This window comes from Caulobacter segnis, from assembly GCF_003243465.1.
In the GTDB taxonomy this organism is placed as follows: Bacteria; Pseudomonadota; Alphaproteobacteria; order Caulobacterales; family Caulobacteraceae; genus Caulobacter; species Caulobacter segnis_A.
In genome coordinates, this window is the sequence record NZ_QFQZ01000030.1 from 1 (window position 1) to 19,225 (window position 19,225).

The 19,225-nt window shown below is 70.0% G+C and carries 21 protein-coding genes; 8 read left to right on the forward strand and 13 right to left on the reverse strand.

Annotation, left to right across the window (positions count from 1 at the left end; translation table 11 throughout):
* Positions 1-185: 185 nt before the first annotated feature.
* The 3 genes from DI526_RS11015 to DI526_RS11025 all read right to left on the reverse strand — a co-directional run bounded on the left by DI526_RS11015 (position 186) and on the right by DI526_RS11025 (position 4,724).
* Positions 186-1,325: an epoxide hydrolase family protein gene (locus DI526_RS11015; protein ID WP_304277553.1), complete on the reverse strand. Its 1,140-nt coding sequence runs from the start codon at positions 1,323-1,325 to the stop codon at positions 186-188.
* Positions 1,326-1,503: 178 nt separating this feature from the next.
* Positions 1,504-2,400, reverse strand: a complete 897-nt coding sequence (locus DI526_RS11020; RefSeq protein ID WP_304277555.1) for an EamA family transporter — start codon at positions 2,398-2,400, stop codon at positions 1,504-1,506.
* A 116-nt stretch (positions 2,401-2,516) separates the two neighbouring features.
* A complete protein-coding gene (locus DI526_RS11025; protein ID WP_304277557.1) occupies positions 2,517-4,724 on the reverse strand; it encodes a methyl-accepting chemotaxis protein in 2,208 nt (735 codons plus the stop codon).
* Positions 4,725-4,826: 102 nt separating this feature from the next.
* Here DI526_RS11025 and DI526_RS11030 point away from each other — a divergent pair, with 102 nt between their 5' ends.
* From DI526_RS11030 to DI526_RS11050, 5 genes are all read left to right on the forward strand, one after another.
* Positions 4,827-5,489: a glutathione S-transferase gene (locus DI526_RS11030; protein ID WP_304277558.1), complete on the forward strand. Its 663-nt coding sequence runs from the start codon at positions 4,827-4,829 to the stop codon at positions 5,487-5,489.
* A gap of 128 nt (positions 5,490-5,617) precedes the next feature.
* Entirely contained in the window at positions 5,618-5,983 is a 366-nt protein-coding gene (locus DI526_RS11035) for a hypothetical protein (protein ID WP_304277560.1), read from the forward strand.
* Complete coding sequence (locus tag DI526_RS11040; protein WP_304277562.1) at positions 5,980-7,590, forward strand: methyl-accepting chemotaxis protein; 1,611 nt, start codon at positions 5,980-5,982, stop codon at positions 7,588-7,590. Before DI526_RS11035 ends, DI526_RS11040 begins: the two co-directional genes overlap by 4 nt.
* Before the next feature lie 255 nt (positions 7,591-7,845).
* Complete coding sequence (gene greA / locus DI526_RS11045) at positions 7,846-8,319, forward strand: transcription elongation factor GreA (RefSeq protein WP_066680888.1); 474 nt, start codon at positions 7,846-7,848, stop codon at positions 8,317-8,319.
* A gap of 107 nt (positions 8,320-8,426) precedes the next feature.
* On the forward strand, positions 8,427-9,506 hold the full coding sequence (locus DI526_RS11050) for a mitochondrial fission ELM1 family protein (RefSeq protein WP_304277565.1): 1,080 nt from the start codon (positions 8,427-8,429) through the stop codon (positions 9,504-9,506).
* On the opposite strand, the gene DI526_RS11055 is transcribed toward DI526_RS11050, so the two are convergent.
* The 4 genes from DI526_RS11055 to DI526_RS11070 all read right to left on the reverse strand — a co-directional run bounded on the left by DI526_RS11055 (position 9,503) and on the right by DI526_RS11070 (position 13,869).
* Complete coding sequence (locus DI526_RS11055; protein ID WP_304277567.1) at positions 9,503-10,597, reverse strand: HPP family protein; 1,095 nt, start codon at positions 10,595-10,597, stop codon at positions 9,503-9,505. The two genes, DI526_RS11050 and DI526_RS11055, sit on opposite strands and share 4 nt — an antisense overlap.
* Before the next feature lie 249 nt (positions 10,598-10,846).
* On the reverse strand, positions 10,847-11,281 hold the full coding sequence (locus DI526_RS11060; protein WP_304277568.1) for a hypothetical protein: 435 nt from the start codon (positions 11,279-11,281) through the stop codon (positions 10,847-10,849).
* Positions 11,282-11,314: 33 nt separating this feature from the next.
* A complete protein-coding gene (locus DI526_RS11065; RefSeq protein WP_304277571.1) occupies positions 11,315-12,199 on the reverse strand; it encodes a kinase in 885 nt (294 codons plus the stop codon).
* On the reverse strand, positions 12,199-13,869 hold the full coding sequence (locus tag DI526_RS11070) for a sensor histidine kinase (RefSeq protein WP_304277636.1): 1,671 nt from the start codon (positions 13,867-13,869) through the stop codon (positions 12,199-12,201). Before DI526_RS11070 ends, DI526_RS11065 begins: the two co-directional genes overlap by 1 nt.
* Before the next feature lie 158 nt (positions 13,870-14,027).
* Here DI526_RS11070 and pgsA point away from each other — a divergent pair, with 158 nt between their 5' ends.
* Positions 14,028-14,645, forward strand: a complete 618-nt coding sequence (gene pgsA / locus DI526_RS11075) for a CDP-diacylglycerol--glycerol-3-phosphate 3-phosphatidyltransferase (RefSeq protein ID WP_304277573.1) — start codon at positions 14,028-14,030, stop codon at positions 14,643-14,645.
* 154 nt (positions 14,646-14,799) lie between these two features.
* On the opposite strand, the gene DI526_RS11080 is transcribed toward pgsA, so the two are convergent.
* Complete coding sequence (locus tag DI526_RS11080) at positions 14,800-14,979, reverse strand: hypothetical protein (protein WP_304277575.1); 180 nt, start codon at positions 14,977-14,979, stop codon at positions 14,800-14,802.
* 281 nt (positions 14,980-15,260) lie between these two features.
* Between DI526_RS11080 and DI526_RS11085 the strand changes: the two genes are divergently transcribed.
* A complete protein-coding gene (locus DI526_RS11085; RefSeq protein WP_304277578.1) occupies positions 15,261-15,470 on the forward strand; it encodes a cold-shock protein in 210 nt (69 codons plus the stop codon).
* 210 nt (positions 15,471-15,680) lie between these two features.
* Here DI526_RS11085 and DI526_RS11090 read toward each other — a convergent pair whose 3' ends face one another.
* Entirely contained in the window at positions 15,681-15,854 is a 174-nt protein-coding gene (locus tag DI526_RS11090; protein WP_304277580.1) for a hypothetical protein, read from the reverse strand.
* A gap of 121 nt (positions 15,855-15,975) precedes the next feature.
* On the opposite strand from DI526_RS11090, the gene DI526_RS11095 reads away from it, so the two are divergent.
* Positions 15,976-17,157, forward strand: a complete 1,182-nt coding sequence (locus tag DI526_RS11095) for a patatin-like phospholipase family protein (protein WP_304277582.1) — start codon at positions 15,976-15,978, stop codon at positions 17,155-17,157.
* On the opposite strand, the gene DI526_RS11100 is transcribed toward DI526_RS11095, so the two are convergent.
* The 4 genes from DI526_RS11100 to DI526_RS11115 all read right to left on the reverse strand — a co-directional run bounded on the left by DI526_RS11100 (position 17,126) and on the right by DI526_RS11115 (position 19,072).
* Positions 17,126-17,785 (reverse strand): glutathione S-transferase family protein, encoded by a 660-nt coding sequence (locus DI526_RS11100; protein ID WP_304277584.1) that lies wholly within the window; start codon positions 17,783-17,785, stop codon positions 17,126-17,128. The genes DI526_RS11095 and DI526_RS11100 overlap by 32 nt on opposite strands.
* Positions 17,782-18,240: an SRPBCC domain-containing protein gene (locus DI526_RS11105; protein ID WP_304277585.1), complete on the reverse strand. Its 459-nt coding sequence runs from the start codon at positions 18,238-18,240 to the stop codon at positions 17,782-17,784. Before DI526_RS11105 ends, DI526_RS11100 begins: the two co-directional genes overlap by 4 nt.
* On the reverse strand, positions 18,237-18,608 hold the full coding sequence (locus DI526_RS11110) for a helix-turn-helix transcriptional regulator (RefSeq protein ID WP_304277589.1): 372 nt from the start codon (positions 18,606-18,608) through the stop codon (positions 18,237-18,239). Before DI526_RS11110 ends, DI526_RS11105 begins: the two co-directional genes overlap by 4 nt.
* Positions 18,609-18,730: 122 nt before the next feature.
* Positions 18,731-19,072, reverse strand: a complete 342-nt coding sequence (locus DI526_RS11115) for an endonuclease domain-containing protein (protein ID WP_304277590.1) — start codon at positions 19,070-19,072, stop codon at positions 18,731-18,733.
* Positions 19,073-19,225 lie beyond the last annotated feature (153 nt).

The window sequence follows — 19,225 nt, forward strand, 5'->3', positions numbered from 1 at the left end:
GGGACCCAACGAGCTACGCCCGCCAACCATCAAGCCAAGGCTTGACCTTCTTCGCAATACACAGGGACCCAGGGGCGGCCTCACTGCGCTTGGCCCCTGGGTCCCGGGTCGGCTTCGCCGCCCGGGATGACGAGGGGGAGTGTTCGAGATGTAAGGGCTTTTCAGCCCTGCAGTTGAGCGCGCCCCTAGACGCTGCGCGCCCACGCCCGGACGTCGTCGACGAACAGCCCCGGCTCCTCCATCGCCGCGAAGTGGCCGCCGCGCGGCATCTCGCTCCAGCGGGTGATGTTGTAGGCGCGGTCGGCCCAGGAGCGGGGCGGGGGCTTGTAGATGCTCTCGCCCGGGAAGTTGGCGAAGGCGGTCGGCGTCTCGCAGCGCTGGCCCTGCGCCAAGACCGGGCCGCCTTCCTCCAGCAGGGCGCGGTAGTACCAGGCGCCGGTCGTGAAGCTGCCGGTCATCACGTAGATCATCACGTTGGTCAGTAGCTGGTCGCGGCTGAACACCTGCTCGAAGGGCTTGGTCGACAGGTCCGCCCAGTCGTGGAAGCGCTCCAGGATCCAGGCGGCCTGGCCGACGGGGTTGCTCGCCCCCAGCCAGGCGACGGACTGCGGCTTACTCGCTTGTAAGCGAAAGTAGGCGCCGTAGGCGTCCATCTGGGCGCCGAAGCCGGTGATCCAGGCGATCTCTTCCGGGGTTGTCGGCGGGCCGGCGGGGCGCAGGCCGATCATGTTCAGGTGGATGGCCTTGGCGTGGGCGCCGTGGTCGAGGCCCAGCCAAGAGGTGACCAGGCCGCCCCAGTCGCCGCCTTGGGCCAGATAGGTCTCGTAGCCCAGCTCGCGGGTCATCAGGGTGTTGAAGAGCCGCGCCGTGGCCCGCTGGCCCAGCGGCCGCCAGGGCTTGCCCGAGAAGCCGAAGCCCGGCAGCGACGGGATGACGAGATCGAACGCGTCGGCCGGATCGCCGCCTTGGCGCGAGGGAAAGGCCAGCGGCTCGATGGCGTCCCAGAACTCGAAGTGGCTGCCCGGCCAGCCGTGGGTGACCAGCAGCGGCCGCTTGCCCTTCGCCTCGCCCACCACATGGACGAAGTGGATGTCGAGGCCCTCGATCGTCGCCGTGAACTGCGGGAAACGGTTCAGGTTCGCCTGGACCGCGCCGACGTCGAAGCCGTCGGTCCAGTAGGCGCAGAGACCCTTCAGGAAATCCGCATCGCAGCCATAGGCCCAGCCGCCGCCCTCGGGTGCGGGCGGAAACTCATAGGCGCGGACTTGCGTGAGGACCTTGTCGATCTGGTCGCGGGTCCAGTTGACCTCGAACGGCGTCGCCATGGCGGCCTCCCTGTTTTGCGGGAGGGTCGGGCGGTTTACGCGGCGGAGGTCAAATCAAACTCTCCTCCCCCGCTGGGGGAGGTGGCCCAGAGGGCCGGAGGGGGCAGCTCGGCCTAAGCCGGCTAAGCCCTCCTCAGTCGCTCCGCGACAGCTCCCCCAGCGGGGGAGCAGAGAGGCCTCAAGCCGCCGCCGCTCTCCACGCCCGGACCTTCGGCCACAGCACATTGACCGCCAGGCCCGTCAGCACCAGGGCCGCGGCGATCAGCTTCCAGGCGGGCAGGGCCTCGTGCAGCAGCAGGGCAGAGGCGCCCATGCCGAACACGGGAACCAGCAGGGCCATCGGGGTGATGGTGGCGGCCGGGTGCCTCGCCAGCAGCCAGCCCCAGGCGGCGTAGCCGAACATGGTGTTGCCGATCGCCTGCCAGGCGACGGCGGCCCAGGTCAGGGCGTCGGCGTGGGTCACGCCCTTGACGATGGCCGGCCAGCCCTCAAGCCACAGCGACATGAGAAACAGCGGCGGGATCGAGAACAGGCTGGCCCACACGACATAGGCCAGCATGTTCACGGTCCCGGCCTGGCGCGCGACCATGTTGCCGCCCGACCAGCTGGCGGCCGCCAGCAGCACCAGCACGACCCCAAGCGGCGTCGCCGAGCCGCCGCCATGCGCGGCGATCAGCACGATGCCGGAGGCCGCCAGCAGCAGGGCGGCGATCTGGAAGGCCTTGATCGGCTCGCGATTGATCCGCATGGCCATGCCGATCGTGAAGAACACCTGGGTCTGGACGACCAGCGAGGCCAGCCCCGGCGAGATGTGGCCCTTCATCGCCACGAACAGCAGGCCAAACTGCCCCGCCCCGATCAGCACGCCATAGGCGGCGAGGTTCTTCCACGCGACGGGCGGGCGCTTGACGATGAAGGCCATCGGCAACAGCACCAGCGTGAAGCGCAGGGTCGCGAACAGCAGCGGCGGCAGGTGGTCCAGGCCCACGCGGATGACCACGAAGTTCGTGCCCCAGACCGCCACCACGGCCAGGGCCAGCAGGAAGTGGCGCAGGGGCAGGGACGCGTGGGACATGGGCGCTCCGTCGGCGGGATCGCCTTCGCTTGCGCCCTGGCTTGCGCCGGGGCAACGGAAACATTGTCCCGGTGACAATGCGGCGGCGACCCGCCGCCTGTGAAGGCACCGCGGGGCTAGGCCGCGCGCCGCAGCGGCGATCGGCTCAGGCGGAAGCGGCCCACCAGGTCCATCAGCCGCGCGCCCTGGTCGGCCAGGGCCTGGTCGGCGGCGCGGGCGCTCTCGACCATGGCCAGGTTCTGCTGGGTGAAGCGCTCGATCTCGGCGACCTCGGCGTTGACGGTCGACAGGTCCTGGGCCTGCTCGCGCACCGAGGCGGCGATGCGGCTGGCGGCCGCGTCGATGCCGGCGATCTGGCCGGCGACGCCGTGCAGGGCCGCGCCGGTCTTCTCCACCAGGGCCACGCCCGCCTCGACGCTGGCTTCCGACTGGGTGATCAGGCCCTTGATCTGCTTGGCCGAGTCCGCCGAGCGCTGGGCGAGCGCCCGCACCTCCTGCGCCACGACCGCGAAGCCGCGCCCGGCCTCGCCCGCGCGAGCGGCCTCGACCCCGGCGTTGAGGGCCAGGAGATTGGTCTGGAAGGCGATGTCGTCGATCAGGCCGACGATGTCGCTGATGCGGCGCGAGGAGGCGTCGATCTGGCCCATGGTCTGGGCGGCGTCGGTGACCACGGCGCCGCCGCTATCGGCTTCGCTACGGGCCGAGGCGACCAGGCGGCGGGTCTCGTCGGCGCCGCCGGCGACCTCGCCCATGGCCCCGGTCACGGCGTTCAGCGAGCCGGCCGCGCGCTCCAGGCCTTGCGCCTGGCGTTCGGTGCGCCGGGCCAGCTCGCCCGAGGCGTTGGAGAGCGTGTCGCTGGCCGCGCCGATCGCGTCGGCGGCCTCGGCGATCTCGCCGATCGCCTGCTCCAGGCTGGCGACGGCCTTGTTGAAGTCCTGGCGCAGCGGCTCGTAGACCTCGGCGAACGGACCGGCGATACGGCGCGACAGGTCGCCCTCGGCCACGGCGGCCAGGGCCGCGCCGACCTCGCGGACCACGCCGGTCTGCTCGTCGATAGACAGGGAGAGGGCGGCGGCGCGGTCGCGGTCGGCGTCGGCGGCGCGGCGCAGGGCGTCCTGCTGGTCGCGCAGGGCCTGGGCGCGGGCCAGTTCGCTGCGCAGGGTCTCGAGGGCTCTCGCAATCGAGCCGATCTCGTCGGCGCGCTCGGTCTCGGCCACCGGCAGGTCGTAGCGGTTCTCGGCCAGGCCCTTGACCGTCTCGCGCAGGGTCAGCAGCGGACGGGCGATCAGCCGGCGCGAGGCGAGGGCCAGCACGGACAGCGAGGCGGCCAGCAATGCCAGTCCGCCGATGGCCAGGCCCAGCGACAGGCGGCGGGCGGGGGCGAGCAGGGCGTCCTCGCTGACGTCGGCGACCACGGCCCAGGTCTCGCCGGAGGCCAGGCGCACGGGCGCCACCAGGCGCTGGGCCTTGCGGCCGTTCAGCTTGACGCCCTCGATCAGGGCCGGCTTGCCGTCGGCCATGGCCTGCTTGACCACCTCGAGGCCGGGATCGGCATAGGCCTTCATGCGCAGGGCCGCGTCGGGGTGCGAGACCCACAGGCCCCCGGGCGAGACCAGCATGGCGCGGCCGTCGTCGAACGGCTTGAGGGCGTTCAGCCGCGCGGCGATGTCGTCCAGCGCGAGATCCGCGCCCATCACCCCCACGGTCTTGCCGCCCGCGATCACCGGATAGGTGATCGAGGTCATCAGCACCATCTTCTGCTGGCCGCCGTCGGCGACATTGTCGGAATAGGGCTCCAGGATCGCCGGGCGACCGCTCTGGAAACTGCGGGTGAAAAACGCCTGGGTGAACTCGGCGTCCTCGCCCTGTTCGGCGGTGAGGGTCTGGCCGTCGCGGACCCAGTAGCCGATGAAGCGGCCCGACGGGGTCGAGCCCAGCTCGGCGCGGCCGGCGAAGGCGGCGTCGTCGCCCAGGGCGTTCGGCTGGAACATCAGCCAGCCGCCCAGCATCGCCTTGGACGCCGCTGAAACCGGCTTCAACTGCGCCATGTAGGCGGCGCGGTCGCGCTGGCCCGAGGCGTAGGAGGCCGAGAACATGCCCGCCGCCGCGCGCACGACCGCGTCGGCGTCGTCCAGATCGTTCTTGACGCTCATGGCCGTCTCGGCCGTCATGCTGGCGGCGTAACGCTCGGCCAGACTTCGCACCGCCTGGCCGCTGCTGATGCTGATCAGCAGCGAGGCCACGATCAGCAGGGCTCCCAGCGCCGCGCCGCCCGCCGCCATCAGCTTGCCCGCCAATGACAGCCGTCTGAACGCTCCGGTCATCCCAGTCCCCCGAACTCTACTCGCGCGGTACAAGACTTGGCAAACCTTGCAGAACGCTGAACGCCCGGTCATCTGTTGGGCAAAATACGGGAGAGAGACCGCATGATCGTCGTTCATCACCTGAACAATTCTCGCAGCCAGCGGGTGCTGTGGCTGCTGGAGGAGCTGGGCGTCCCCTACGAGGTCAAGCGCTACGAGCGGGACGCGGCGACCATGCTGGCCCCGCCGGCGCTGAAGGCGGTCCATCCGCTCGGCAAGTCGCCGGTGATCACCGACGGCGACGCGGTGATCGCCGAGACCGGCGCGATCATCGAGCACATCGTCGGGTCCTATGGCGAGGGCCGGCTCGTCCCGGCGCCTGGTACGCCCGAGCGCCTGCGCTACACCTACTGGCTGCACTACGCCGAGGGCTCGGCCATGACGCCGCTGCTGTTGAAGCTGGTGTTCTCGGCCCTGCCCAACCGCGCCCCGGGCTTGATGAAGCCGCTGGTCAAGTCGATCGCCGCCAAGGCCCAGGCCGGCTTCGTCGACCCGCAGCTGAAGACCCACATCGACTACTGGGAGGCCGAGCTTTCCAAGGCGCCGTGGTTCGCGGGCGCCGAGTTCACCGCCGCCGACATCGCCATGAGCTTCCCGCTGGAGGCCGGCGCCGACCGGGCCGGGGCGGCCAGCCGTCCGCACGTCAAGGCGTTCCTGGAGACGATCCACGCCCGCCCGGCCTACCAGCGCGCCCTGGAGCGCGGCGGGCCTTACGCCTACGCCTGACGGCGCGCCGCCTGCGACCAAGCGTCGCCACAAGGTTAAAGTTAAGGCTTGGCAAACCAACGCCCGCGCAATCGTGGCCCTAGCGTCTGGACCTATCCTTCCGGGCGCTAAGGAGTCCTTTCGTCTTGATGTCGACCGCTGCGACAGAGTCCGTTGAGCACGTGCGCCGGTTCTCGGCCGCCGGCTCGATCGCCTTGGGCGTCGCCGGGGTGTTGCTAAGCCTGGTCGCGGCCGTGGCGGTGGAGGCCCAACCCCGCATGCCCGATCGGCTCGCGGCGGTGTTCCCGCCCTGGTGGTCGACGGCGCGGGTTTTCGATGCGGCGGGCGAGGCTGGCGATATCGCCGGCGCCGGCGGCGCATCGTTCATCGTCATCCTGCGCGGCGATCCCGCCCGGCTCGCCGCGCGAGCGCGCGACGCCGGGGCCCTTCTCCTGCTCGATCCCGCCATGGCCGGGGTATGCGCCCGTCCGATATCCTCGGAAGCTAAACCATGAAAGCTCCCTTCAAGCTGGTCTTCTCCAATCTTGAGGCGCAACGCGAGGTCGGCGGCAAGCTGATCGCGCTGTTGGCCTGGGTGATGGTTCCTGTGGTGATGGGCGCGCGCCTGTTGGTCCATGGGCCCGTCGCGGCGGTGGGCCTTGCGGCGATCCTGACCGCCGGCGGGGCCACGCTGGCCTGGCGGAGGGGCAAGGGCTCGGCCGGCCGCGCGCTGGTCGGGGTGGCCCTGATGGCGCAGGTCTCGCTGCTCGTCGCGGCCTTGGGCGGCCACGCGTGGCAGACCGACATGCACATGGCCTATTTCGCGGCCCTGGCCCTGCTTGTGGTCTATTGCGACTGGGTGGTGATCGCCGCCGCCGCGGCGACGATCGCCGTGCATCATCTTGCCCTGAGCTACTTGCTTCCTGAGGCGGTGTTCCCGGGCTCCGCGAGCCTGGGCCGCGTGATCGTCCACGCCGTCATCCTGATTGTCGAAGCGGGCGCTCTGATCTCGATCAGCGCCAGCGTCAATCACATGTTCGCAGTAGCTCGCGCAGAGCGGGCCAAGGCGGAGGGCGCCGTCCACGAGGCGCGGACCGCCCAGAACGCCGCCGAGGGCGCGCGCCGCTCGGAAGAGGAGAGCCGGCTCGGCCACGCAGAGGCGCATAGGCAGGCCGAGGCGCAGCGGGACGCCGCCATCGCCGCCCTGGGGCAGGCGCTTTCGCACCTGGCGCGCGGCGACCTGACCGCGCGGCTGCATACCAAGTTCGCCGCGGCCTACGAGGCCCTTCGCTCGGACTACAACACCGCCGCCGACCGGCTGGCGGACACCTTGACGGTGATCGAGGGGCGGGTCGATGGCGTTCGCTCGGGCTCCGACCAGATCGCCGAGGCCGTTCAGTCGCTGGCGCGCCGCACCGAGCGCCAGGCCGCCAGCCTGCAGGCGACCGCCTCGACCATGGCTGACATCACCGCGACGGTCAGCCAGACGGCGTCGGGCGCCAAGCGCGCCGCTGACGTGGTCGCGCGCACGCGCAACGACGCCGAACGGTCCAGCGAGGTGGTGGAGCAGACGGTCGCAGCCATGACCGCCATCGAGCGCTCGTCGCAGGAGATCACCAATATCATCAGCGTGATCGACGAGATCGCCTTCCAGACCAACCTGCTGGCGCTGAACGCCGGGGTCGAGGCCGCACGCGCGGGCGAGAGCGGCAAGGGCTTCGCGGTGGTCGCCCAGGAGGTTCGCGCCCTGGCTCAGCGTTCGGCCGAGGCGGCGAGGGAGATCAAGCAGCTGATCTCGACCTCGACCGGCCAGGTCGAAACCGGCGTCGGCCTTGTGGGCCGCACCGGCGAGGCCCTGCAGCGGATGGTCACCCAGATCTCGGAGATCGACGCCCTGGTCTCGGAGATCGCCGGTTCGGCCCAGGCCCAGGCCCAGGGGCTGGGACAGGTCAACAGCGCCGTCGCCGAAATGGACCAGGGGCTGCGCGAGAACGCCGGCATGGTCGAGGAGACCTCCGAGGCGACCCAGACCCTCAACGGCGACGCGGCCCTGCTGGCCGAGCTGGTCGACCAGTTCGACCTGCCGCACGGCCCCTCGCCGATGGAGCGGCTGCGAGCTTAGAGCCATTCCGCTTCGATTTCCTTGGAACGAATGGGCGCCGCGGCGCGTTGGAGCGCTTCAACCTTAGGCGCCGTGGATGAATCCGGGCTCTGGCGTTGGCCAGGGACGGTCGGATCGCGGGAAAGGCCCTAAGCTTGACCTCAAGTCCGGCCCCTCTTGCTTATCCAGAACCGGGCGCCTATCCTCCCAGCCCCCGGTCACGAGCGCCCGCGACCGGAAGTCTTTCCTCCCAAGGCGTCCGAGCTAAAATCCGCAATGGAAAAAGTGCCGATGACCGTCGGGGGTTATCAGACCCTCGACGAAGAACTGAAGCGTTTGAAGACCATCGAACGACCGGCCGTGATCGCCGCGATCGCCGAGGCGCGCTCGCACGGCGACCTGTCGGAAAACGCCGAATACCACGCCGCCAAGGAACGCCAGGGCTGGATCGAAGGCCAGATCGCCGAGATCGAGGACAAGATCGCCCGCGCCCAGGTCATCGACGTGTCCAAGCTGTCGGGCAAGCAGGTCAAGTTCGGCGCCACCGTCTCGGTGATCGACGAGGACACCGAGGAAGAGGCTCGCTACCAGATCGTGGGCGACCACGAGGCCGACGTGAAGTCGGGCCGCATCTCGCTGTCCTCGCCGCTGTCGCGCGCGATGATCGGCAAGGAAGTCGGCGAGGTGGTCGAGGTCAACACGCCCGGCGGCGTCAAGGCCTACGAGATCACCAAGGTCGAGTGGCTGTAAGGCGCTTCGCCTTAGCTCAGCCACAAGTCTGATCGAACTAGACAAGGTCGTTCCCGGCGCATCCGCCAGGGCGGCCTTGTTTCGTTTTCGTTGTCTAGGGGCGGGACTTGACCGAAACGCCGAAACCGCCGCCCGCCCTTCCGCTGAAGGTCTGGGCCGTGTCCGACGGCCGCGCCGGCATCGAGGCCCAGGTCGTGGGCCTGGCCGACGCCCTGTCGCGCCTGGTCCCCTGCGAGGTCACGGTCAAGCGCGTGGCCTGGAAGGGCCGCACCGGGCGGCTGCCCTGGTGGCTGAACCTCTTCCCCCGTCGCTGGCTGACGCCCGAGAGCGACATCCCCGGCCCCAAGGACCCCGAGGCCTGGCCGGATGTCTGGCTGGCCGCCGGCCGCGCCACCTTGCCCCTCTCGATCCGCGCCAGGCGCTGGTCGGGCGGCAAGACCTATGTCGTGCAGGTGCAGGACCCCCGCGTCCCGGTCACCATGTTCGACCTGGTCATCCCGCCCAAGCACGACCGTCTCTCCGGGGACAACGTCCTGCCGATCACCGGCTCGCCGCACCGGGTGACGCCCGAACGCCTGGCCAGCGAGGCCAAGGCCTTCAAGCGCCTGATCGACAAGCTGCCGCATCCGCGCGTGGCGGTGCTGGTCGGCGGCAAGTCCAAGGCCTTCGACCTGTCCAGCGAGCGCGCCGCCCAGATCGCCCATTCGATTCAGATCCCTCTGGAGCAGGAGGGCGGCTCGCTGATGATGACCTTCTCGCGCCGCACGCCCGAGCCGGCCCGCGCCCTGATGACCGCCCGCCTGCGCCACCTGCCGGGCGTGATTTGGGACGGAGAGGGGCCCAACCCCTATTTCGCCTTCCTGGCGGCGGCCGACTACATCCTCGTGACCGAGGACTCGACCAACATGGCCACCGAGGCGGCCTCGACCGGCAAGCCGGTGTTCGTGCTGAAGATGGACGGCCAGAGCCTGAAGTTCCGCCTGTTCCACGAGGAGCTGGAGCGCATGGGCGCGGCGAGGCCCTACGGCGGCGCCTTCCACGGCTGGAGCTACGCGCCGGTCAACGAGACCGACCGGGCCGCGCGCGAGGTGCTGGCGCGGTTGGGGGTGGAGATTAAGCCGAAGCGCAAGCCGCGCGCGAAAACCCCTCTCCCGACGGGAGAGGGCGGGGAGAGGGTTTCACGCTAAGCCGCCACGACCGCCTCGACGACGTGGGCGCGGTAGAGCGCCGCGATCAGGTCGGTCTGGGTGATCACGCCAATCAAGCGGCGCTCGCCGTCCACGACCATGGCCTCGTGGGTGTGGCCGCTGGAGAGGATCGGCAGCAGGGCGGCGATCGGCGTCGCTTCGGCAACCTTGTGGACGAACGGGTCCAGCGCCGCCTCGACGGTGCGGCGGCGGTTGGCCTGCAGCTCGGCCCGGCGGGCCAGGCCGATGACGCGGTCGTCGGCGTCGACCACCGGCGCGGCGCGCAGCGCGTGCTCGCCGAGATAGGCCAAGGCGCTCTCGACGGACTGGTCGTGATGCAGCTTGATCACGTCGCGGGACATCACGTCGCCGCAGCGGATCTGGCTGTGCAGGCGCTGGGCGGCGGAGAGCTCGACCTGGCGGAACAGGGCGTCCAGATCCTCGCGGCTGACGTCCAGCAGCTCGCCGTAGCGCGCCAGGGCCTGGTCGAGGTCGACGGGGCTGTAGCCGATCCGGGCGGCGGGGGCGGGGTCCTTGGTCAGGTGCGGGCTGGCGGGCGCGACCGGCGCGCGGTGCGGATAGGCGTGGCCGGTCAGGCGTCCCCAGGCGACGCCAGCGCCGGTAAGCAGCGCCGAGTCCATCGCCACGGGATTGAGGGCGAACAGATAGCCGGCCTTGGCGACCGCGGGCCCTCCGATCACGCAGATCAGGGCCACCGCGCCGCCCGGCGGGTGCAGGCAGCCCAGCAACATCATGGTCCCGATCGCCAGCCCAACGGCCAGCGGCGCGGCGATCAGCGGCTGGGGGATCAGGAGGGCCACGGTGATCCCGATCAGGGCCGAGACGAGGTTGCCGCCCAGCACCGCCCTCGGCTGGGCCAGGGGGCTGGCGGGCACGGCGAAGACCAGCACGGCCGAGGCTCCGATCGGCGCCACCAGCAGGGGATGCAGCCAGTCGCCGCCCCCGACCGCCAGCCGTCCGAGCAATCCGGCGAACAGCAGCCCCAGCAGCGCCCCGCCGCCGCCGCGCAGGGCGTCGATCGGACGAAGCGGCGTCTTGCCGCGAACCAGGGCGTGGAGGCGTGAGCGCATGGCGCGCTCCTAGACCAAGCGCGGCGGTTGGTCTTTGGGTTTTTTGTACAGACGGTTCAAGAAAAGCGCGTCTACCCTTCCGACCTCCCCGGCGCCACGGGTCGCGCTTCGCGCGCCCAAGCGTGAACTCATGCCGGGGCCCAGATTCATCCGGAGCGTTTTGGGATGATGCGCCATGGCGCGGCGCTGCGGCGAGAAGCGTCCTTGGGTTCGATCTGGGTCCCGGCGTTCGCCGGGAAGATCGGGATCTTATGTGGGCGGGTGCTCCAGCGCCTTCAGGTCCGGCTCCACCCAGCGGCGGCGGGCTTCGACCGAGAACAGCCGCTCGCGCGACCAGTAGGTCAGCGGCCAAGCCTTGTCGCCCATCGGCGTGGCCAGCAGAAGGGCGACGGCCTCGGCGTCGTCCGTTCCCGGCGGCAGGGCGGCGACGAAGGCGCGGATGGCGGCGAGGTAGGCCTGGGTGATGGTCTCGTGATAGCCGCTGGCGTCGTCGTTCACCCCGCCGACCGCGACGTTGTAGGTCTGGATGATCCCCGGCAGGTCGCGCTCGAGCCCGGCGTCGCGGGTGCGGACCAGCCGCAGGGTGGCGGCCAGGTGCGCGGCATGCGTCCAGCGGTCCTTGGGCAAGGTGTGGCCCACCAGCCCCTCGGCGAGGGCGGCGATGTCTGCGTTCGTATAGGTCATGGAACGGTGTTAGCGGAAACGGTGCGGCGGTGGCTAGAGCGCGGTGGTCGGCCATCGCCGCTCATCCAGCCGCACCACCACGTCCGCCACACCGGGCAGGTCCTGCGCGATCCAGCGGGTCAGGCGCTCGTAGTGGGCGACGAAGCGGTCGAGGGCGGGCTCGTCCATGGCGAGCGCCGGATCGCGGCCCTCGGCGGCGAGACGCTGGCGAAGGCGCGCCTCCTGCTCGCCGCGCCAGGTCCGGACCACGGCGAAGTCGGGCGCGGTCAGCAGCATCAGGCGGTCGAGCCGCGCGAACAGCGGCGCATAGGCCTCGGCCAGGGCCGCGTTGGCGAAGCCGCGCCAGACGCCGTCCGGGTCCTCGTCGCGCTCGAGGGCGTTGATGGGCGCGGCAAGCAGCGCGGCCGGCTGCGGACGGGCGCCGACGCACCAGCCTTCCAGCAGCACCACGTCGACCGGCCCTTCCACGCGCGGCCAGTCGGCGGCCGGCGACCGATCGTCCGCGGCCTTGTCGAAGCGGGGCAGGGCGGTCGTCCCGGGGCGTCCGAGGGCGCCGAGCACGGCCAGGCCCAGGGCCGGGTCGTGGGTCCCGGGAACGCCGCGGGTGGCCAGCAGCGGGTGGACCGCGCGCGCCAGCGCCGCGCGGTCGGCCTGGGTCAGATAGAGGTCGTCGATCGACAGCACGGCGACCTTCAGGTCCCGCGCCGCCAGCAGCCGGGCGACCAGCGCCGTCAGGGTCGACTTGCCCGAGCCTTGCGGACCGCAGATGCCGACGACCAGCGGCGCGCGCGCCTCGCTCGCCCAGCCGGCGATCCGCGCCGCCAGCGGCTGGTGAAGGCGCGCGGCCAGGTCCTCGAAACGCTGCGGCAGGCCCTCGTCGCGGACGAAGGCCGCGATGATCGCCGCGGCCTCGGCCATCAGTAGGGATTGCTCCAGCGCACCGTCTCGGGCAGCGGCAGGCTGGCCTCGAACACCAGGCCGTCCGGCTGGAAGTCGAACCGGGCGCGGCCCTTCTGTTCCCGGCGGATCGAGCTTTCGATCAGCCGGGTGCCAAAGCCGCGCGCCTTCGGCGGGGTGACCGGCGGGCCGCCGATGTCGCGCCAGGTGAAGGTCAGGGTGTTGGTGACCGCATCGATCCGCCAGCGGATGTCGACCTCGCCGCCGACCGCCGACAGGGCGCCGTACTTGGCGCTGTTGGTGGCCAGTTCGTGGAACACCATCGACAGGCCGACGGCCGTGTGCGGCGCCAGGGCGACCGTCGGCCCGTCGCGGCGCACGCGGCCGACGTGGGCGCCCAGCGCCTTCTGGACCAGCTGGTCCATGTCGGCCTCGCGCCAGCCGGTCTTGGTCAACAGGTCGTGGGCGCCGGACAGGGCGATCAGTCGCTCGGTGAAGACGTCGACCGGCGCGCCCTCGGTCTGCAGGAAGGTCTGGCGCGCCAGGGCCTGCACCGTGGCCAGGGTGTTCTTCACCCGGTGGTTCAGCTCGTTGATCATCACCGCCTGACGCTCCTCGCGGGCCTGCAGTTCGCGCGAGGCCTCGCGCAGGGCCGCGTGGACGGCGGCGATCTCGCCCAGGCTGTCGGGACCGGACGCCGGCAGGGTCTCGCCGCGTCCGATGGCGGCGGCGTCGCTGACCAGCCGCCGCATCTCGCCGTTGATCCGGCGGGCGTAGGCCAGCGACAGCGAGATGCCCAGGACCAGCAGCAGCAGGAACACCCCGCCGGCGATCACCACCGCGCGGTTGACCGTGCTGGCCAGGTCGTCCCGGGGAATGGCCACCACCAGCGTCCAGCCGGTCTGGGGCGAGCGGGTGTAGGCGACCATGGTCGGCACGCCTTCCAGGGACACGCTCTTGCTCACGCCCTCGGTCGAGTGGCGCAGGTTCTCCTCCATGTCCTTGGAGGCCAGGGCGCCGGTGAACTGCTCATTGAGGCGCGAGCGGGCGATGACCCGGCGGTTGTTGTCCAGCAGGGTGGCGACCCAGCGGTCGGGGACCCGCTGCTGGCGGAAAACCGAGGTGAACGAGGCCGCCTCGACGACATAGGACAGCACGTACGGCTGGTCCTTGACCATGATCGGCGTGGCGACCGTGATCACCGGCTTGCCGGCGACCTTGCCGATCCGCAGGTCCGAGATCTTGCTGCGCCCGGCCAGCAGGGCGCTGGTCAGCTCGTTGGCGCGCGGCGAGACGGGGAGGGGCGCGCCGTAGGGCTTCAGCGTATTGACGATCTGCTGGCCGTTGATGTCCGAGACCACGATCCAGCCGGGACGGCGCTGGACCACGCGCTGGGCGCGGGCGTGGAAGTCTCTCCAGTCGCCGGTGATCAGCGCCTGGTCGCTGGCCAGGGTCTCGACCACGGCGACGCCGACGGCGGCCTGGCGGTCGACGGCCCCGGACAGGGCCCGCGCGGTGGTGATCAGTTGCTGATACAGCCGTCCGCGCGACTCGCGATCGGCGCCGGCCAGCAGCAGCACCATGGAAACGATGGCCGGGATCAGCAGGCTGACCGTCAGGAGCACCAGCCGTCCGCGCACCGTGTCGACGCGCCGGCGGCCGCCCAAATCGCCGCGATCCTGGTCCGTCATCTCGTCGGCGCGCCCGCCTCGGCGAGGGCCCAACTTCGCCCTCATGACTTGTATATCGAAGCGAGTCGCTGACGACGTCTTAAAAATCGCCGTTTCTGGAAACGGCGGCGCGCAGCGGAACCGTATCGTCGATGCGGGTTTGTGGTTATGAAACGCCCATGAAATCCCTGCCCAACATCCTCACCAGCTCGCGCCTCGTCATGGCGCTGTTCATGTTCGTGGCCCTGGCCGCGGCCGCCGGCGCGGTGCCGTGGGTCAGCGAGCAGCTGACGGCGGAGACCCAGCTGCGGCTGGAGCGCTGGGCGTTCTACGCCTTCGTGATCGCGGCGGTGACCGACTTCTTCGACGGCTGGCTGGCGCGCAAGCTGGACGCGGTCAGCGTCTGGGGCGCGATCCTCGACCCGATCGGCGACAAGATCCTGGTCTGCGGCGCGCTCTTGGGCCTGATGGCCCTGGGTCCCAACCCGTTGGTCGTGCTGCCGGCGGGCCTGATCCTGTTCCGCGAGTTCACGGTCAGCGCCCTGCGCGAGGTCGGCGCCGGCAAGGGCGTCAAGCTGCCCGTCACCGTGCTGGCCAAGTGGAAGACCACCCTGCAGCTGGTCTCTATCGGCGCTGAGATGATCCTGGCCTCGTGGGGCGCCTTTGGCCTGCCGCAGGACCCGGCGATGATCGGCGGCTTCACCGTGGTCGCTCACGGCCTGCTGTGGCTGGCGACCCTGGTGACCCTGATCACCGGCGCGCAATACTGGGAAGCGGCGCGCAAGGCGCTGGTTTAAGGCTTCTCTTCCTCCCCCTTTATGGGGGAGGGGGACCGGCGGACGCCGGTGGAGGGGGCTCGCCGGACGCGCGGTGATAGGCCGCCGGACCCCCTCCGTCTCGATGCGTATTCGCATCGATCCACGTCCCCCTAATGGGGAGGAAGGACGCGCTTTACCGCCCCGAGCGTCCCGCGGACCGGCGGCGCGAGGCTTCGCGTTCCAGGGGGGTGATCACCTCGGCGACGGCGCGGCGCTGTTCGGGCGTGCCGGTGACGTCCAGGCGGCGGGCGTTGGCCAGCAAGGCCTTGAGTTCTGCGTCGCGGAGCATGGGAATCTTTTCGAGCAGGGTCATGGCGGAGCTCCTCATTCGACGCCGGAAGATCGACGCATCCTGATGAAAACGCGTGAGGTCCAGCTTGGCTCCGAGCGCCCGCCAAAGTCGTTCGAAAATATTTTCCTTGTTATTTCCTGGAAGTCCTCCAGAATAACGCTATCGAATTCGCTGCCGATCGGCCTGCTATTCCTTGCTCCGCGTGGCGGAGCGCCGGACGCGCCTTCCGAACTTCCAACGAAATTTGATCGTCGACCGGGACGTTTTCGGTCGGCGAACACATGCCTGCAAGGATACTCACCATGGCTACTGGAACCGTGAAGTGGTTCAACGCCGCCAAGGGCTTTGGCTTCATCCAGCCGGACAACGGCGGCCAGGACATCTTCGTCCACATCTCGGCCGTTGAACGCGCCGGCATGAACGGCCTGAACGAAGGCCAGAAGCTGTCGTACGAGCCGGAAGTCGACCGCCGCAGCGGCAAGACCTCGGCTGGTCAGCTGCAGACGGCCTAAGCGCCGTCGCTATTTCGGACCCTCGGGTCCGTGACGGAACAGGCCGGCGCATGCGCCGGCCTGTTTTCGTTTGAGGGGGGCGGGCGCGGGGAGGCGAGGTCTTCGACTCTGGTCGGACGTTGCGCGAAATCCCTCTCTCTTTGAAAGAGGGATTCGTGGGCGCGTTCCACCCACCGCTGACCTCTGGCGAGTCCGCTTTCTCAGCCGTCGCTACTCCGCCGCCATTCGCGAGGCGGTCTCCAGCGCCGTCTCGTCCTCCACCACCTCCGGATCGCTCGGCCCGTGCAGCAGCCAGGAGAGGTCCTGCTCCAGCGCCGCCCGCTTGGCGCGCTCGGCGCGCATGATCGAGGCCAGCACGCTCGCGCCCGTCGTTCGGTAGACCATGGTCGACTCCTTGCTGCTGATATTGAGAATGACTCGCAAATCTGGGCGATGGCAAGGCGGCAATTCCCCTAAGGGGTCTTCGGCGCTAATCATCCAGCTCGACCTTGGGAGACGCTTTCCAATGCGCGGCTTTCGCGTCCTCGCCGCCCTGGCGCTCACGCTCGTCCTGTCGGCCTGCGGGACGGTGTCGCGCGACGCGTTTACGGCCCAGGACCTGGGCGCGGTCGCCCCGCAGGGCCTGGCCGACGTGCGGTTCAGCGCCGCCGATCCGGCGGCCGGCCTCAAGTTCGCGCAGGAGGTCCACAGCCACACCGTCGGTCGCAAGGTCAATGTGCTGGCGGTCTCGGGCGGCGGCTCGAACGGAGCCTTTGGCGCGGGCGTGCTGGTCGGCTGGACGGCCAAGGGCGACCGGCCCGACTTCGACATCGTCACCGGCGTCTCGACCGGCGCCCTGACCGCGCCGTTCGCCTTTCTGGGCAAGGACTGGGACCGGCGCCTGACCGAGGCCTACACCAGCGACGCGGCCGACCGCATCCTGCAGAAGCGCGGCCTGGACCTCTTGTTCGCGCCCAGCATCTTCCGCAACCACGCCCTGCGCGACCTGGTGGCCAAGTATGTCGACGCGCCGCTGCTCTACGCCGTGTCCGTCGAGCACGCCAAGGGCCGGCGGCTGATGATCGCCACCACCAATCTCGACACCGAGCAGACGATGATCTGGGACATGGGGGCCATCGCCTCGCGCGGCGACGCGGCGGCCCTGCAGCTGTTCCGCCAGGTGCTGGTCGCCTCGGCCAGCATTCCCGGCGTCTTCCCGCCCAGCCTGATCGAGGTGCAGGGGCCCAACCGCAAGTTCTCCGAGATGCATGTCGACGGCAACGTGACGACGCCGTTCTTCGTCGCGCCCGAGACCCTGTTGCTGTCGATCCTGCCGGGCCAGGACCAGACCGGGCCCGGCGAGGTGTCGGTGATCGTCAACGGCCAGATCGACGGCGGTTTCGGCTTCACCAAGGGCGACGCCCTGTCGATCCTGGGCCGCTCGTGGATCGCCATGAACAAGGCCCAGTTGCGCACCCACCTGACCGCCAACGCCGCCTTCACCCGGCGCAACGGCGGGGTGTTCCGCTACACCGCCATCCCCGACGACGCCCAGGGCGACTTCTCGGGCCTCGACTTCGCGGCCGAAGGGCGGCGGGCGCTGTTCAAGCTGGGCTACGACCTTGGCAAGTCCGGCGCGGCCTGGGTCGCGCCGACGGACCCGTCGACGGAGGCGGTCAAGCCCACCCCGGCGGCGGCGAGCCGGTGAAGTCGGCCAACTGGGCCGCCATCGCCCTCTGGAACGCCGGTCGCGACGTGCAGCGCTCGACATAGGCCGCCAGGTTCGGCTGCTCGGCCAGCATCGCCTCGGGAAGGGTGCGCAGCACGTCGGCCATCAGGAGGTCGCCGGCCGTGAAGCGGTCGCCGTCCAGATAGGGGTTCTGGCCCAGCCGCGTCGACAGATCGGCGAGCCTTTGCCGCAGCCAGCCCTCGACGCGCGGTCGGGCGCCCTCGGTCCAGGCCTGTCCGGCGCTGAACAGGTTGAGCTCGGTCAGGAAGGCGACCGGGATCTCCATCGTGTTCAGGGCGCAGAACATCCAGGTCTGGACCCGCGCGCGGCCGGCCGGATCGCGCGGCATCAGGGCCTCGGAGCCCTCGGCGATGCGCAGGACGATCGCGCCGCTCTCGAACATCTCGACCTCGCCGTCGGCATAGGCAGGGACCTGGCCGAACGGTTGCTTGGCGCGATTGGCGCTACCGGTCTTGTCCTGCTGAGCGATGGGCTCGCTGCGGTAGGGCTGGCCGGCCTCCTCCAGCGCCCACCGCACGCGCATGTCGCGCACCAGGCCTTGAGCGAAGTCGGGAACCCAGTTGTAGGCGGAAACGACGGCGTTCATTGGACGGTCTCCAGGTAGGTGGTGAGCTTGTCGAGCAGGCTGTTCCAGCCGCCGTTGTGGGCGTCGCGGGCCTCGACCGTGGCGAAGGGCTGCTGGTGGAAGCGCATGAGGGTCCGGCCGCTGGCCATCTCCAGAAAGGTCACGGTGACCAGGTTGTCGACGCCCCAGGCGCCGTCCTCCCAGCGGAAGGTCATGACGACCTTCTCGTTGGGGACGATCTCCTTGTAGGTCCCGGTGCTCCACACCTCGCGACCTTCGGCGCTCTTCATGCCCAGGCGATAGGTCCCGCCCTCGCGGAAGTCCTGCTCGGCGCCGATCGGCTCGAAATTCTTGGGGCCCCACCAGCGGGTCAGGTGGCGCGGATCGGTCCAGACGCGGAAGACGAGGTCGCGCGGGGCGGCCAGGATGCGCTCGATCAGGAGCTCGTCGTCCTGGATCACGACGGTGTCGGTCATGGCTTTGGGGTCCTGGGTTTGCTCGCGGGGGAGGAGGGCTTGGGGCCTTGGGCCTGCAGCTCGGCGAGATACTCGTCGAGGCGCTCGAAGCTGGCGTCCCAGAACCGGCGGTAGGGCTCGATCCAGGCGTGGGCGCGCTGAAGGGCGTCCGCCTCCAGCTTGCAGGGACGGACCTGGGCCTCGCGCGAGCGGCTGATCAGGCCCGCGCTCTCCAGCACCTTCAGATGGCGCGAGACCGCCGGCAGGCTGATGTCGAACGGCGCGGCCAGCTCATTGACGCTGGCCTCGCCCTGGGTGAGGCGCGCCAGGATCGCCCGGCGGGTCGGGTCGGCGAGGGCGGCGAAGGTGGCGGAGAGTTGGTCGGTCATGTATTTAGCGAGTTTGTTATTTAATGAGTTTGTTAAATTGGAGTCGGGAGGGTGTCAACGCCCAAGAATCCCTCTCTTCGGAGAGAGGGAGGGGCCCACGCGGAGCGTGGGAGGGTGAGTGGCTAGGGCCTCCGCAGCCGCAACGCCGCAAGAATGTCATCCGCCGTTCCTCCAGGATCGGCCAGCACGCGGGCGTTCGGGAACCGCAGCACCCTGTAGCCCAACCGCCTCAGCGTTTCGGTGCGCTGGTTGTCGTAATCCTCGCGTCCCTCATGCGTCGCGCCGTCCAGCTCGACGATCAGCTTGCCGGCCTCGCAGACGAAGTCCGCGAAGTAGCGGTCGATCGGACGCTGCCGGGTGAACTTGAAGCCGCCCAGGCGGCGGTCGCGGACCAGTTTCCAAAGGGTCTTCTCGGCCAGGGTCTGGCTCTGGCGGAGGCGTCTGGCCGTGGCGGTCCTATCCATGTCCATAACGTGGACATGGCGGTCCTCCGACCTCAACCGAAGGAATCGGAGTTTCTGGCCGACGGCGTTCCACTCACCCTCCCACCGCTTCGCGGCGGGCCCCTCCCTCTCTCTCAGAGAGAGGGATGTTAAGTCGCCAAGCCCCTTGAACGC